Here is a 14437-nt window from a genome sequence, read left to right on the forward strand (position 1 = left end):
CGTCGTCGGTGGGCGATTCGTATCAGTCTACAGATCAATCGTCCGTATCGGGCTGGCGATAGAGCGCGAGTCCGGATGCCGCCCACTCACGGGCGGCGGTACGTGCAACCGCAGGCTCGAGGACTTCCATGCGACCGCCGAACCGTGCAGCGAGACGTTTGATGCCGCGGGGATCCGCGAGATGCAGGTGCGCGGTCACGGCGCCGCCCTCCGTCTCGTGGTTCGCTGCGCTGAGGAAGTCTCCGAGCAGCGGTGCGAGTCGCTCGGGCAGGCGAACGGTGACCTCACGCTCGTCATCGAGGCTCGCGAATGCCTCGGGCACCTGATCCCCGGCATGGGTGATCGGGATGTCCGTCAGCTGCGGGTCGCTCACCCTGTCGAGATGGAACGTGCGCATCGCCTGACGCAGATGGCACCAGCCCTGTAGATACCACTGCGCGTTGGTGATGAGGATCTGGACGGGATCGACGGTCCGGGTGGTGGGCTCGGCGTCCGGAGCCTGGTACGTGAAGGAGACCGCTCGCCCCTCGTGCACGCCGCGCGCAACGACTTCGCGGACCGCGTCCACCGCGCCGGGCGCGACCACCACATCGGCCGGAGCATCCGCGGCGCCGCGGGAGAGCTTGGAGATCAAGCCGGCGACCAGACCCGAATCCGACACGGCTGGAACAGCGGCGACCATCTGCAGACCGGCCAGCAGTGCGGCGGCTTCGCGAGCGGTGAACCGAGGCACGCGGCGCAGCGCGACGTCGTTGGTGATCTCGATGATGTCTTCCTGGTCCAGCAGGTCCCAGTTGATGTCGAACATCTCCTGCGGTTGCTGCCAGAAACCGGACTCTCCCGGCAGGCCGATGACGGTGAGCTTCTCGACCATCGCCCGCATCTCACGCGGTGACACTCCGAACTCGTCCGCTGCTTCGGACAGCGAGACCTGACCATGCTCGAGCAGGTACGGAACGAGCGTGAGATACAGGCGGACTCGATCGGCCGCGAGCAGAGGCTTCGGCTGCGCCATCATCGCGAGCCCCCTTCGTCATGCGCATCGACCACGGCCTGCAGACGGGCGATGACCTCATCCCGCAGGGAGGCCGGCTCGACGACGCGGACTTCGGGGCCGTAGGAAGCGAGTTCGTCGGCCAGGATGTGCAGATCGACGAAAGGCACGCGGATTCCCTGGGGCGCCGGTTCTGCGCGCCGTCCGAGTCGCAGCGCGGCCTCTGTCCCCGGGGTGATCTCGAGAAGCGCCGAATTCTCGGCGGCCACCCGGGCGAGTCCGGTGAGAGCCCGTTCCCCTGCACCGTCGCGGAGAGCCGCATCGAAGGTCGTCGATGCCGTCGTGACATCACCGACGATCCTCCCGAGCAGGAAGGTGCGGTCCTCATCGACGGCGACGTCGATGCCGAAGACATGCCAGCGGGCTTCGTAGTCGACCAGCGCAAGAGGCCGGATCGTGCGACGCCGCGGCGCCTCCTCCCCCGGCTTCAGGTAGTCGAACGACACCACGCGACTCTTCTCGATCGCGGCCTGCAGGGGCGCGAAAGCAGGGTCCTGAGCGGTGATGCGCGGCGCGAATCCGATGATCGGCTCATCGCCGTCGATGCCCAGCGCGCGGATCTTGCGCACGCCCGACTGCGCGTCACCGGATGCCGACTCGGCGCTCCAGACGCTGCCGGCCAGGCGGAGCACCGCGAGCTCACCCGGGGTGAACTCGATGTCGCTGGGAAGGTCGTACTCGGCCTGGGGAATGCGGTAGCGCGCCTCACGGAGATCGTTCGGGTCCGCCGCGTCGCCGATCGTCTCGATCGGGACACCGAGAGAACGCAGCTCTTCCTTGTCTCGTTCGAACATCTTCTCCAACGCGTCCGACCGGGTGCCGGCGTTCGCGCGTTGCCGGTACCCGGAGACGTTGTCGAGGATCTGCTGCTTGGTGAGCCCGATCTCCGTGGCCATCAGCGCCACGACGAGATTCGTCAGGCGCTCCTCCGCGGGTATCCGGGCAGCCATCACTGGGTGGCGGCCGGAGCGACGCCGAGGAGGTCGACGACGTAGACGATGGCGGATGCCTGGTCGACTCCGGGTACGACGACCAGCAGTTGAGAGCCGACCGTCGCGCCGACGAGTGCCTTGCCGACCTCGGGCACCGCGGTGCCGAGGTCGAGGCGCGGAGTCGTGCCCCAGGTGGTGGTGACGATCGACTTGTCGTCCCAGTTCACCGCGGTCACGTTCACGACCGGGGTCTGGTCTGCGGTGAGGGCGGGCCCGTCGCCCTTGATCAGCGTCTGCACGGCGGTCTCCGCCGGCGCAGCAGCAGTGTCCGGGATGATGACACCGGGAGTGCCGTCGGGAGCACGCACGACCGTCGGCATCCCCGCGGCGTCGTTGAACTGCAGCGTTCCCTCGGCCTTCGACGGGAACACGTCGACCACGTCGATCACGAACACGACGTTGTCGTCGTCCTCCAGCCCGATCCCGCTGAGCGACTTGGCGCCGAACGCGTCGGGGGTCAGACCTGCGACGATCCGAGAGCCGGCCGTCGCGCACTGGAGGACCTCACCGAGCCCCGGCGACTGCTCCGACCAGGAATCCGTCGTCGACAGACCTCTCTGGCTCTCGTCGTACGAGGTGGCGAAGACCTTCTTGCCGGTGTTCCCGCTGTACAGGGACAACTCGAGTGAGACGACCTGGCTGCCGTTCTCGATGGCACGGCCGTCTCCGACCGTCAGATCGGCGTAGGCCGGTTCCTTGATCGAGAGCGGTGAGAAGACGGTGACCTTGGGAGCCTCGCCGAAGTCGCCGGTGACGGTCACCGCATCCTGGATGCCGTCGCCGCCGGCGGCACGATCGCAGCCGGCACCGTCGAACGACGGCGCTGCGGTGCACCCGGTCAGGGCGAGGACGGCGAGGCTGAGAGTGGCCAGAACGGCGGACGTTTTACGCACGCGCTCCAGTCTATTCCGTCGGCTGGTCCGATTCGCGCGAAGTCGCCGCCAGGCGCGCCCCTTCGGCCGCACGGGCCGCCTCCCTCGCGCGCTTGCGCAGGTTCTTGTCGTTGATCTCCCGGTCGCCGACGGCACCGGGAGTCCACTGCTCGACATCGTCGTCGCCGTAGCTGCTCTTCGACGCCCGCCGCTTCACGGAGGGGGCGATCGCCCCGGGAGCGAGGCGACGAGCGGTGATGAGGAACCCCGTGTGCGCGACCATGCGGTGATCGGGACGCACGGCGAGTCCCTCGACGTGCCACCCGCGCACCATCGTCTCCGAGGCGTCCGGCTCGGTGAACAGACCCGTGGCGCGGATGTACTCGGCGACGCGGGACAGCTGTGTCGCCGTCGCGACGTAGCAGAGCACGACTCCGCCGGGCGTGAGAGCGTCGGCCACGACATCGATGCACTCCCATGGCGCGAGCATGTCGAGCACCACGCGGTCGACACTGCCGGGCTCCGTCTCATTCGGAAGCGCCTCGAGCAGGTCGCCGACGACTACGCGCCAGGTGTCGGGAGTCCCGCCGAAGAAGGTCTCGACATTGCCGCGGGCGACATCGGCGAAGTCTTCGCGGCGCTCGAACGACACCAGCTTCCCGTCCGAGCCGATCGCGCGAAGCAGTGACAGCGAGAGCGCGCCGGAGCCGACACCCGCCTCGATGACGGTCGCTCCGGGGAAGATGTCCGCCTGCATCACGATCTGCGCCGCGTCCTTGGGGTAGATGATCGCTGCGCCGCGCGGCATCGACATCGCGAAGTCGCGCAGCAGAGGCCGCAGGGCGAGGTACTCGTGCCCCGAGCTGTTCGCCAGTACGGAACCGTCGGGGAGTCCGATCAGGTCGCGATGCCGGAGCACACCCTGGTGTGTGTGCAGTTCGCCATCCTCACGGAGCGTCACGGTGTGCAGTCGTCCCTTCGGGCCGGTGAGCTGCACTCGGTCACCCGTCCGGAACGGTCCGCTCGGTCGCTGCGCGCGGTTGTCGGTCATCGGGTGGCTCCCGTCGGGGCGTTCTGGCGGTCGAAGAGGTCGATGAGGTCGGCTGCGCTGCGTCCCTCCAGCGTGGGCCAGAGCTCGTGCGCACCCACCTCCTCGAGCGAGACGATGTGGGGGACGCCGAGCGTGACGGCCCCGGAGGCGATCCCGGCGCGCAGACCCGTCGGCGAGTCCTCGATGACGATGGCCTCGGTGATGTCGATGTCGAGCAGAGCCGCGGCCTGGAGATACGGCTCGGGATGCGGTTTCGGGTTCTCGACGTCATCGCCGGCGACCACGAGCTCGAACGCGTCGAAATCGATCAGCTCGACCACACCGAGAGCCATGCGACGCAGCGACATCGTCACCAGCGCGGTGGGGATGCCTGCCGCCTTGAGGTCGGAGAGGAGCTCCCTCGCGCCAGGACGGAACGGCACGCCCTGCGTGCGCAGCGCCTCCTGGACGGAGTCGGTCAGGAGCGAGATGATCGCGTCCGCCTCCATGTCGACACCGGCGTTCTGCAGGATGATCGCACTGTCGATCAGGCCGTTGCCGACCAGCTGGAGAGCGTCTTCATGACTCCAGGTGCCGCCGAAGGACTCGACCAGAGCGGTCTCCGCCGCCATCCAGTACGGTTCGGTGTCGACGAGTGTTCCATCCATGTCCCAAAGGACCGCGCGGGGCTGTCTGCTCACTGAACCCATGGTAGCCCGGGCCGCCGCCCACTTCGGGCTCACGCGGACTAGCCTGGAGGGATACGTCCCCGACCTCGGAGGGAGCCCGGGATGGATGTTCTCGGTTCGCGCATCGTCATCGTCGCCTTCGACGGCTGGAACGATGCGGGGGAAGGCGCCAGCGGCGCTGTCGAGGCTCTGCGCGCGACGAGCGACTACGACCTCGTGCACTCGGTCGACCCCGAGCTCTACTTCGACTACCAGTACACGCGTCCGTCGAGCCAGATGGATGCGGAGGGACGCCGTCGGCTCAAGTGGCCGGAGGCGGGTCTCTGGCGTCCGCGCAACCCGGCCCCGGGGCCGGAGTTCTGGGTGCTCACCGGAGTCGAGCCCGCCCGGACCTGGCAAGCCTTCGCGGCGGAGTTCATCGACGTCGCCCTGCGCGACGACATCACCGGGGTCGTGACGCTCGGTGCCATGCTCTCCGATGTGCCGCACACGCGCCCGATCTCGATCTTCGCGTCGAGCCAGAACGAGCAGGTCCGCGACGCGCACGGCCTCGAGCGCTCGCTCTATGAGGGCCCCGTCGGCATTCTCAGCGTGTTCGAGCATTTCGCCGAGAACGCGGGGATCCCGACCGCCAGCCTGTGGGCCAGCGTTCCGCACTACGTCGCCACGGCCACCCCGTCTCCGAAGGTCACCCTCGCTCTCCTCGACCGACTCGAGGAGCTGACGGGCGTCGATGTCCCCCGAGACGGACTGCGGACAGAGGCGGCCGCCTGGGAGGCCTCGATCGACGCCGCAGCGGCCGACGACGAGGACATGGCCGAGTACATCCGGCAACTCGAGCGCACACGCGACACGTGGGACTCGCCCGAGGCATCCGGCGATGCGATCGCCCAGGCGTTCGAGCGCTACCTCCGCCGTCGCGACGACGGCCCCGGCGACCGCAAGCGCTGAGAGCGCGCTGCGCGCTTGCCGTCAGGCGGCGATGACACCGGTCCCGAGCAGGATCAGCAGCGTCGTGCCGAGCAGGATCCGATAGATCACGAACGGCAGGAAGCTGCGCTTCGAGATCCAGTTCATGAAGAACGCGATGACGCCCAACGCGACCACGAAGGCGATACCCGTCGCCGCCAGCGTGTCGCCGAACGAGAAGAACGACGGCTCTCCCCAGCTCTTGTAGACCTGGTAGAAGCCACTGCCGAACACGGCCGGGATCGCGAGCAGGAAGGCGTATCGCGCCGCCGCCGCCCTCTCATAGCCGAGGAAGAGTCCCATGGTGATCGTGCCGCCCGAGCGCGAGACGCCGGGGATCAGGGCCAGCGCCTGGGCGAAGCCGTATGCGATGCCATCCGGGTACGTGAGGTCCTTCAGGCTGCGGCGCTTCGCACCCACGTGGTCGGCGATTCCGAGCAGGATGCCGAACACGATGAGCATGACCGCAACGATCCACAGCGACCGCAGCACGCTCTCGATCTGATCCTGGAACAGCAGTCCGAGCAGGACGATCGGGATGCTGCCGATGATGATGAGCCAGCCCATACGGGCATCCGGGTCGTCGCGGGGCACGCGGCCGACGAGCGAGCGGAACCACTGGCCGATGATGCGCACGATGTCGCGCCAGAAGAACACGACGACGGCGGCCTCCGTGCCGATCTGCGTGATGGCCGTGAACGCGGCCCCCGGATCCTCGCCGGACGGCAGGAAGGTGCCGAGGATGCGCAGGTGGGCGCTGGAGGAGATCGGAAGGAACTCGGTGAGCCCCTGGACGATGCCGAGGATGAGCGCTTCAAACAGGTGCATGGAGGTGGTGCCTTCTGAGTCGAGGTCGGCGCGGGAGCGGTCTTACGTCGCTCAGAACGAGCGCAGCAGATCGGTCAGCACCCGCTGGCCGAAGACAAGCGATTCTACGGGTACACGCTCGTCGACACCGTGGAACATGCCCGTGAAGTCCAGGTCGGCGGGAAGCTTCAGCGGGGCGAAACCGTATCCGGTGATGCCGAGAGCCGCGAGAGCCTTGTTGTCGGTGCCCGCGCCCAGCAGGTACGGGATCACCGGAACTCCGGGGTCATGACGCCCGATGCTCGCGACCATCGCGTCGACGAGATCGCCCTCGAACGGGGTCTCCATGCCGATGTCGCGAACGACCGTCTCGATGACGATGTCGTCACCGACGATGCGCTGCAGCTCCGCGAGCACGTCATCCTCGGTGCCGGGGATCACGCGCACATCGATCAATGCCTCGGCGCGCTCGGGGATCACGTTGTGCTTGTACCCCGCGGTCAGGGCCGTCGGGTTGGCCGTCGTGCGGAACGAGGAGCGCAGGAAAGCCTCAGCAGGGCCCGCCGCGGCGGCGAGGGCATCCGGATCGTCCACGCTGCGTCCGGTGAGGGCGCTGAGCCCGTCGAGGAGGGCCGTGGTCGTCGGCGTGAGGCGGATCGGCCATCGCGTGCGCCCGATCGCCGTCACGGCCTCGGCCAGTCGTGTCACCGCGTTCTCCTCGTGCAGGCGGCTGCCGTGCCCCGCTCGTCCCTTGGCGACCAGGCGGATCCAGATCAAGGCCTTCTCGCCGACCTGCAGCAGGTATGCGCGTCGGTCGTCCACGGTGATCGAGTAGCCGCCCACCTCGCTGATCGCCGCGGCAGCGCCTTCGAACCACTCCGGGCGATCCTTGACCACGAGCGCCGAGCCCTCGACCCCGCCGTTCTCCTCATCCGCGAAGAAGGCGAGGATCAGATCGCGCTCAGGCTGATCGCCTGCGCGAAGGATCTCGGCGACCGCGGTGAGGATCATGGCGTTCATGTTCTTCATGTCGACGGCCCCACGCCCCCAGAGCATGCCGTCTCGCACGAGACCGGCGAAAGGGTCGACGCTCCAGTCCTCCGCCATCGCAGGGACGACGTCGAGATGGCCGTGCACCACCAGCGCCGGCTTCGAGCGGTCGCGACCTGCGACCCGCGCCATGACGTTCGTCCGACGCGGGATCGGTTCGTAGTACTCGACCTCGAGACCCAGCTCCTCCAGGTAGGCCCCGACATACTGTGCGGCCTCGCGCTCACCCTTGGCGTTGCCTCCGCCGAAGTTGGAAGTGTCGAAGCGGATCAGGTCGCTCGCGATGCGGACGACCTCCGGAAGAGACGGATCGGTCATGGCTCCAGGCTATCGAAAGCCCGCGCCACGCCCGGGCGTATGGCTCGGTTCGAGAGGCCGCTGTGGACGTGGTAATGTCATTCTTCGGTCGGCAACGATCATCCAACACCTGCGCGGGTGGCGGAATGGTAGACGCGCTACGTTGAGGTCGTAGTGCCCGTAAGGGCGTGGGGGTTCAAGTCCCCCTCCGCGCACAGAGGAAGAAGGCTCCCGAGAGGGGGCCTTCTTCTGGTTAACGCCCGACACGGTCAGCGCTCCGGGCGACGAACACGTATCCGCGCTGCACCAGGAATCCGCAGGCATACACGGCGGTGTCGGCGAGCAGCTTGGCCCACAGCACGGGCACGCCCCACGCGATGAAGAGCGCCATCGACGCGTAGCCGCCCGCCAGCAGCGCGAGCGCCAGAGCAGCGTAGCGCCACACCTGCCGTCGGATGTCCCCTTGCGGTCCACCACGGAACACGAACGAGCGATTGAGCGTGAAGTTCACCGTGGCACTCAGCAGACGCGCACCGATTGCGGAGAGCAGCAGGTTTCCGATGAGGGCGTACAGCAGCTGGACGGCCGCGATATCGAGCACGAACGACCCGAACGACACCAGGACGTAGCGCAGCATCGGCCGGAGCACGTCGAGGGAGTCGCGCAGCGGCCGGAAGTGCGAAGAGGCGTTGTCGTCGAGATAGACGGTCGCGATCGGCACCTCTCGGATCGGGATCCCTCTTCGGGTGAACTCGAGCAGCACCTTCATCTCCCAGGCGAAGCGCTCCCCCGCGACCGCGACGACATCGGCGATGAGAACCGAGGGAATGCCGCGGAGCCCTGTCTGCGTGTCGTGCACGTCGCCCCCGCTCAACCGGAACAGCCCCCTCGACACCGCGTTCCCGAACCGGCTGCGCACCGGCACCGTTCCGCGGAACGATCGTCCCCCGAGCACGAGGGCCTCGCCGCCGACGGTGGCTGCGGCGACCGCGAGGATGTCGGACGGCCGATGCTGCCCGTCACTGTCGGCCGTCACCACGTCTTCGCCGGGCCAACGTTCTGCGATGAAGGTGAGGCCTCGCCGGAGTGCTCGCGCCTTACCCTGGTTCCGCGGCTGATGCAGCACGGTGGCGCCCCTGCGCGCGGCGTCGTCGAAGTGCGGCGAATACGCGGCTCCGCTGCCGTCGTCCACGACCACGGTCTGGACGCCCTCCGCGTCGAGCGCATCGAGCAACTCGCACATCCGCTCGTCCGGCTCGTAGGCCGGGATCAGGACGATCACTGACCACTCCCCGCGATGTACAGGATGTCGCTGGTGGCGCGCTCCTGGTCCTTTCCGAGAGGGCTGTTGACGAGTTCACCGTCGAAGTACATCGTCGACGATCCGCCGCCGTCGAGGTTGTACGCGGTCTCCGCTCCGAGCGAGATCATGATGTCGGCGAGCTCGGTCATCGTGACGCCACGGCTGTAGCCGGCGCTTCGCCCATCGACGACGACGAAGACGAGGTGGTTCTCGTCGATCACTCCGACAGCCGTCCGCGGTTGCTCGCCCTGGATCGAGTGGTTGCCGAAGTTGGTGTCGACTTCGATCTCCTCGATCCCGTCGACCACGATGCTGTCCTCGACGAGCGCGGGACCGAAGGACAGCGTGTTCCACACGCCGTCTGCCACGAGCGAGGCTGCCGTCGTGGCGGTCTCGTCATACAGCTCGACGTGCCCGTCCTGGTAGAACGCCAGCCCCTCGCGCGCACCTGCGTCCCGGTAGGCCACACCGTTGCGGATGACGATGCCCGTGTCGCGGAAGCCGTAGTAGTCGCCATTGATCGCGAACACCGCGTCGTTCGCGGCCGCGATCGCACTCGTCGTCTCGGTGATGTTGGTGCCGAACGCATCGCCGGCGAAGGCGGACCGCAGGGCTGTGGCATCGGTCAGGGTGACATCGGCGACGTAGTACGTGACGGTGTCATCGCCGGATCCGGTCGAGACCGTGGAGATGCTGATGTCGGCCTGATCGGAGTCGTACGAGGTATCCGTCACCGTCGCATGCGTCGTCTCGGTGACCGCATCGTCGGTGTTCGAGTTCGCGGCCTCGTACGCCGAGACGTCGGTGATGCTCACATGCTCGATGAGGAAGCGATCTGCAGCCCATGCGGCTCCCCCGCCGGCGGTGAGGGCGAGCACGAGCCCGCCCGCGAGCAGGATTCGGCGGCGCCGTCGTGTCGGTCTGGGGGTCTGCTGTCGAGTGTCCATCCCCCACAGGTACGGTCGCCGGCTATTCGAGTGCTATCCGTTCGCCGTGGGTCATCAAGGTGCCTGTTCGGGGATTCCTATGGGGGACGACATTCCTCAATACGGCATAGACAGCACATAGGAAGCGCATAGGCCTGTGCGTCCAAATGGGAGAACCTCCACCCCGACCGAAGGATTCTCCCGTGTACACGCTCGTCATGATCGCCGCCGACCTCGTCGCCATCACGATCCTCGCCCTTGGCATCTACTACCTGCGTCACCGACGCCGGGACCTCGTCGTCGCATTCGTCGGGGTGAACGTCGGCGTGCTCGCTGTCGCCGTCGTGCTTGCGGGCACCTCGGTCGCCCTCGGGCTCGGTCTCGGACTGTTCGGAGTGCTGTCGATCATCCGGCTGCGCTCATCGGAGATCTCGCAACGGGAGGTCGCGTACTACTTCGCCTCACTCGCGCTCGGACTCATCGCAGGTCTGAGCAGCACCCTCTCCCCCGTCTCACTCGGACTGATGGCCCTGATCATCGTCGCGATGTTCATCGCGGACCATCCGCGTCTCCTGTCCCGTTCCCGCCAGTTGACGATGACCTTGGACCGAGCCATCGGAGACGAATCCGAACTCGTCGCGCAGCTCGAGCGGGTACTCGGCGGCACGGTCACGCAGGTGTCGATCCTTCAGCTCGACTTCGTGAACGACACGACGCAGGTCGACGTGCGCTACCGCATCGGAGCGCCGGCCGAAGTCAGCTCCGCACTGGCAGGAGCACGACGATGATGGCCGGACTCGACCCCGTCGGCCTCGAGGAGCTCGTGGCCGAGGCAGCCCTACAGACCCGTGTCGACCGCAAGTACGCGATGACCGTCGATGAGGCGGCCACCGTCCTCGCCGCGCTGCCCGCGCGGACCCGAGTTCTCACGATGGAGGGTCGCCGCTCCTTCGCCTACGAGTCGTACTACTTCGACACCGCCGATCTCCTCAGCTTCCGCATGGCGGCGCTCGGACGGCGCCGCAGGTTCAAGCTCCGTACCCGCAGTTACGTCGACACCGAGGACGCCTTCCTCGAGCTCAAGACGCGTGGGGCCCGCAGCGCGACGGTGAAGGAGCGGATCGGCTACCAGTTCGCCGCACGGGACGAACTGACCGAGGAAGGCAGGGAGTACGCGGCGCTCGGCCTCGACGCCCTCGGCATCCACGACCTCGACACCGCCGAGCTCCTGCCCACCCTCGCCACGCGCTACCACCGTACGACTCTGCTCGCCCCGACCGGCGGAGGTCGCGCGACGATCGACGCGTCGCTCTCATGGGAACTCGCCGACGGCCGGCAGCTCCGGGTTCCCGGGCTGGTGATCATCGAGACCAAGTCCGGTCTGCGCACCGGGGACATGGACCGACTGCTCTGGCGTCACGGCATCCGCCCTTCGACCATCAGCAAGTACGGCACGGGGCTCGCCGCCCTGCGCCCCGACCTTCCCTCGAACAAGTGGGCGCGCGTGCTGCGCCGACGCTTCCACCCCACGGCGACCGCCGCCTGATCGAAAGAGAGACTCTCATGCGCACCAAGAACCGCATCCTCCTCGCCGCCGCACCGTTCGTGCTGACCGGTGTCGTCCTGGCCGGCTGCACCGCCGTCACGGCAGATGCCGACAGCCCGGCCGCCACGACCGAGACGGCATCCGTGCAGAACGTCGACGCCTCTCTCACGGCCGAAGAGGTCCTGGCAGACAACGCCGACGCCACCACTGTCTCCGCGGATGAAGCGGCCACGACCGCGGAGACGACGATCACCCTGACCGGCGACAGTGCCGAGGTCGAGGGCGAGGGCGCATCTGTCGAGGGGAGCACCGTGACGATCTCCGCCGGTGGAACGTATCGCCTCACCGGCTCCCTCACCGGCTCCGTGATCGTCGCGGCGCCGGACGACGCGGTGGTCGCGATCATCCTCGATGACGCCGAGATCGCGAACCCCGACGGCGCCGCGATCGCCATCACCGGCGCCGACGATGCGGCCCTGGTGCTCGCCGACGGGAGCGACAACACGCTGTCCGATGCCGGGAGCTATGCAGACGACGCCGAGGTCAACGCGACCCTGTACAGCGATGCGGACCTCACCATCAGTGGCACCGGTTCGCTCACCGTCGAGGGGAACGGAAACGACGGCATCACGAGCAAGGACGACCTCAAGATCCTCAGCGGCACGGTGACTGTCGTAGCGGCCGACGACGGCCTCCGGGGCAAGGACTCCCTGACGATCGAGGGTGGCACGGTGAGCGTGACCGCGGGTGGAGACGGACTGTCCAGCGATCAGGACGCGGACGAGAGCCAGGGCTACGTGTGGATCTCCGGAGGGGAGCTTCACGTGACCAGCGCCGGCGATGCCGTCTCCGCGGCGACGGACGTCGTGATCACTGCGGGCGATCTGACCCTCGACAGCGGGGGCGGGGCCTCAGCGGTGCTCGCGGACGACGTGTCGGCCAAGGCCGTCAAGGGCGGCGTCTACGTGGTCGTCGAAGGCGGAACCATCGACGCCGACGCCGCCGACGACGCCATCCACTCGAACGGTGCCGTGCACCTGAACGACGGCACGCTCACCCTGGCTTCGGGCGACGACGGCATCCATGCGGACACGGCACTGGCGATCGACGGAGGCGACACGACCATCAACGCGAGCTATGAGGGCCTCGAGAGCACCGACATCAGCATCGCGGGAGGGAAACTCGCCGTCACGGCATCCGACGACGGCCTCAACGCCTCCTCCGGGAGCGGTGAGAGCATGCAGGACAGCGGTGAGATGATCACCATCTCCGGCGGTGACACCACGATCGACGCAGGCGGGGACGGCTTCGACTCGAACGGCTCCGCGACGATGTCCGGCGGCACCCTGACGATCTGGGGACCGACGAACGATGGAAACGGCGCCATCGACGTCAACGGCACTTTCGACGTCTCGGGGGGGACGCTGCTCGCCGCGGGAAGCGCAGGCATGGCCATGGCGCCGTCCACCGATTCCGCGCAGGGATGGGTGTTCGCGACGGCATCGGGAACGGAGGGATCGACAGTCGAGATCGTCGCGGACGGGACGGTCGTCGCGGAATACACCGCGGACACCTCGTTCTCGACCGTCGTCTACTCCGGCGCTGAGATCATGTCCGGAACGACGTATGACGTGGTCGTGGATGGATCGTCGACCACGGTGACCGCCGGCGAAGGCGGCACCAGCGGGATGGGCCCTGGGCAGGGTGGACAGCAGGGAGGCGGGATGCCGGGCGGAACCCGCCCTGGCGGCACCGACGATGACCAGCCCTGAGCGGACGACCGCTCAGACGGCGCCGACTCCGAACAGCAGTCCCAGCAGATAGGTGACCGCCGCCGCGCCGAAGCCGATCGCGAGCTGACGCAGCGCTCGGCGCAGTGGCGGTCCCCCGGAGAGGATGCCGACCATCGCACCCGTGGTCAGCAGGGCGATGCCGACCAGGATCAGGGCAAGGACCACGGCCGCTGTCCCCTGCAGTCCGAAGATCCACGGGAGCACCGGAATGATCGCCCCGGAGGCGAACAGCAGGAAGCTGGAGATCGCGGCCGTCCAGTCGCTGCCGACGATGTCGTGGTCCTCTCCCCCGTGCGTGCGCACGGGGCCGGTGGCCGCGCGACGCACGCCCGCCTGTGCGGCAGCGACGATGAGGCGTGCACGCTCCAACGCCTCCTCCTGCTCCATGCCGCGGGCACGGTAGACGAGCGCCAGCTCGTTCTCATCGATGTCGAGGTCACCGACGGCGGCGACTGCGTCGTCGTTCGCCTCCGTGGCGGCCAGCAGCTCGCGCTGCGAGCGGACCGAGACGAACTCCCCCGCCCCCATCGACAGGGCTCCGGCGAGGAGGCCGGCGATACCGCTGAACAGCACGAACCCGGAGCTCGCCCCCGTCGCCCCGATGCCGAGCACCAATGCGAGGTTGCTCACGAGGCCGTCGTTCGCGCCGAAGACGGCTGCGCGGAAGGATCCGGACAGACGCCGACGCCCGCGCGCGGCCAGACCGCGCACCACCTCGTAGTGCACCTTCTCGTCCGCCCGCATCGCGGGGGTCGCGTACTGCTCAGCGTCGTAGGGCGAACGCGCCTCCGCACTCTGCGCCAGCGCGAGCACGAAGATCGACCCGAACCGGCCCGCCATCCACCCCAGCAGGCGCGATCGCACACCCGCTCGGGGAAGCCGCTTCGGCTCACCCCCGAGAAGATCGAGCCAGTGCTGCTCGTGCCGACGTTCCGCCTCTGCGAGGCTCAGCAGGATGTTCCGTTCTTCGCCTTCCCTGCGCGCAGCGAGCTTCTGGTAGACAGCACCCTCGGCGCGTTCTTCGACGAGATAGCGTGCCCACCGACGGCGATCGGCGGCAGTGGGCTCAGCGGCAGCGGGGGCTGTCATGGGTCCTCCAGATGTGACGG

14 protein-coding genes and 1 tRNA gene are annotated in these 14437 nt (G+C 68.0%); 5 read left to right on the forward strand and 10 right to left on the reverse strand.

Annotation, left to right across the window (positions count from 1 at the left end; translation table 11 throughout):
- Positions 1 to 34: 34 nt before the first annotated feature.
- Genes FB560_RS08960 through FB560_RS08980 form a run of 5 tightly spaced genes read right to left on the reverse strand, consistent with a single transcriptional unit; the run spans position 35 to position 4658 of the window.
- Positions 35 to 1018: a helix-turn-helix transcriptional regulator gene (locus FB560_RS08960; RefSeq protein ID WP_141872039.1), complete on the reverse strand. Its 984-nt coding sequence runs from the start codon at positions 1016 to 1018 to the stop codon at positions 35 to 37.
- Positions 1015 to 2004 carry a helix-turn-helix transcriptional regulator gene (locus tag FB560_RS08965; RefSeq protein ID WP_141872040.1) on the reverse strand — a complete coding sequence of 330 codons (990 nt, stop codon included), beginning with the start codon at positions 2002 to 2004 and terminating at the stop codon, positions 1015 to 1017. Before FB560_RS08965 ends, FB560_RS08960 begins: the two co-directional genes overlap by 4 nt.
- The gene (locus tag FB560_RS08970; RefSeq protein WP_141872041.1) at positions 2004 to 2939 is read right to left on the reverse strand and encodes an FKBP-type peptidyl-prolyl cis-trans isomerase; all 936 of its coding nucleotides are present in this window, start codon (positions 2937 to 2939) and stop codon (positions 2004 to 2006) included. Before FB560_RS08970 ends, FB560_RS08965 begins: the two co-directional genes overlap by 1 nt.
- A 10-nt stretch (positions 2940 to 2949) precedes the next feature.
- Complete coding sequence (locus FB560_RS08975; protein ID WP_141872042.1) at positions 2950 to 3969, reverse strand: tRNA (adenine-N1)-methyltransferase; 1020 nt, start codon at positions 3967 to 3969, stop codon at positions 2950 to 2952.
- Positions 3966 to 4658, reverse strand: coding sequence for an HAD family hydrolase (locus tag FB560_RS08980; RefSeq protein ID WP_141873189.1), 693 nt, complete (start codon positions 4656 to 4658; stop codon positions 3966 to 3968). Before FB560_RS08980 ends, FB560_RS08975 begins: the two co-directional genes overlap by 4 nt.
- Positions 4659 to 4739: 81 nt before the next feature.
- On the opposite strand from FB560_RS08980, the gene FB560_RS08985 reads away from it, so the two are divergent.
- Positions 4740 to 5588, forward strand: coding sequence for a PAC2 family protein (locus FB560_RS08985; RefSeq protein WP_141872043.1), 849 nt, complete (start codon positions 4740 to 4742; stop codon positions 5586 to 5588).
- Positions 5589 to 5609: 21 nt separating this feature from the next.
- Here FB560_RS08985 and FB560_RS08990 read toward each other — a convergent pair whose 3' ends face one another.
- Together FB560_RS08990 and FB560_RS08995 are read right to left on the reverse strand one after the other, a co-directional pair.
- On the reverse strand, positions 5610 to 6434 hold the full coding sequence (locus tag FB560_RS08990) for an undecaprenyl-diphosphate phosphatase (RefSeq protein ID WP_141872044.1): 825 nt from the start codon (positions 6432 to 6434) through the stop codon (positions 5610 to 5612).
- A gap of 51 nt (positions 6435 to 6485) precedes the next feature.
- Positions 6486 to 7781: a M20/M25/M40 family metallo-hydrolase gene (locus FB560_RS08995; protein ID WP_141872045.1), complete on the reverse strand. Its 1296-nt coding sequence runs from the start codon at positions 7779 to 7781 to the stop codon at positions 6486 to 6488.
- A 111-nt stretch (positions 7782 to 7892) separates the two neighbouring features.
- Here FB560_RS08995 and FB560_RS09000 point away from each other — a divergent pair.
- Positions 7893 to 7975 (forward strand) — tRNA-Leu (locus tag FB560_RS09000).
- A 38-nt stretch (positions 7976 to 8013) separates the two neighbouring features.
- Here FB560_RS09000 and FB560_RS09005 read toward each other — a convergent pair.
- Positions 8014 to 9042: a bifunctional glycosyltransferase family 2/GtrA family protein gene (locus tag FB560_RS09005; RefSeq protein ID WP_141872046.1), complete on the reverse strand. Its 1029-nt coding sequence runs from the start codon at positions 9040 to 9042 to the stop codon at positions 8014 to 8016.
- Positions 9039 to 10010: a phosphodiester glycosidase family protein gene (locus FB560_RS09010; protein WP_141872047.1), complete on the reverse strand. Its 972-nt coding sequence runs from the start codon at positions 10008 to 10010 to the stop codon at positions 9039 to 9041. The genes FB560_RS09005 and FB560_RS09010 overlap by 4 nt, the downstream gene beginning before the upstream one ends.
- A 182-nt stretch (positions 10011 to 10192) precedes the next feature.
- On the opposite strand from FB560_RS09010, the gene FB560_RS09015 reads away from it, so the two are divergent.
- Genes FB560_RS09015 through FB560_RS09025 form a run of 3 tightly spaced genes read left to right on the forward strand, consistent with a single transcriptional unit; the run spans position 10193 to position 13307 of the window.
- Positions 10193 to 10777, forward strand: a complete 585-nt coding sequence (locus tag FB560_RS09015; protein WP_229673148.1) for a DUF4956 domain-containing protein — start codon at positions 10193 to 10195, stop codon at positions 10775 to 10777.
- Positions 10774 to 11535, forward strand: coding sequence for a polyphosphate polymerase domain-containing protein (locus FB560_RS09020; protein WP_141872049.1), 762 nt, complete (start codon positions 10774 to 10776; stop codon positions 11533 to 11535). The genes FB560_RS09015 and FB560_RS09020 overlap by 4 nt, the downstream gene beginning before the upstream one ends.
- 17 nt (positions 11536 to 11552) lie before the next feature.
- Positions 11553 to 13307 (forward strand): carbohydrate-binding domain-containing protein, encoded by a 1755-nt coding sequence (locus FB560_RS09025; RefSeq protein WP_141872050.1) that lies wholly within the window; start codon positions 11553 to 11555, stop codon positions 13305 to 13307.
- A 12-nt stretch (positions 13308 to 13319) separates the two neighbouring features.
- Here the strand turns inward: FB560_RS09025 and FB560_RS09030 are convergent, their stop codons facing one another.
- Entirely contained in the window at positions 13320 to 14417 is a 1098-nt protein-coding gene (locus FB560_RS09030) for a VIT1/CCC1 transporter family protein (RefSeq protein WP_141872051.1), read from the reverse strand.
- Positions 14418 to 14437: the final 20 nt, after the last annotated feature.

It is taken from the genome of Microbacterium saperdae, from assembly GCF_006716345.1.
In the GTDB taxonomy this organism is placed as follows: Bacteria; Actinomycetota; Actinomycetes; order Actinomycetales; family Microbacteriaceae; genus Microbacterium; species Microbacterium saperdae.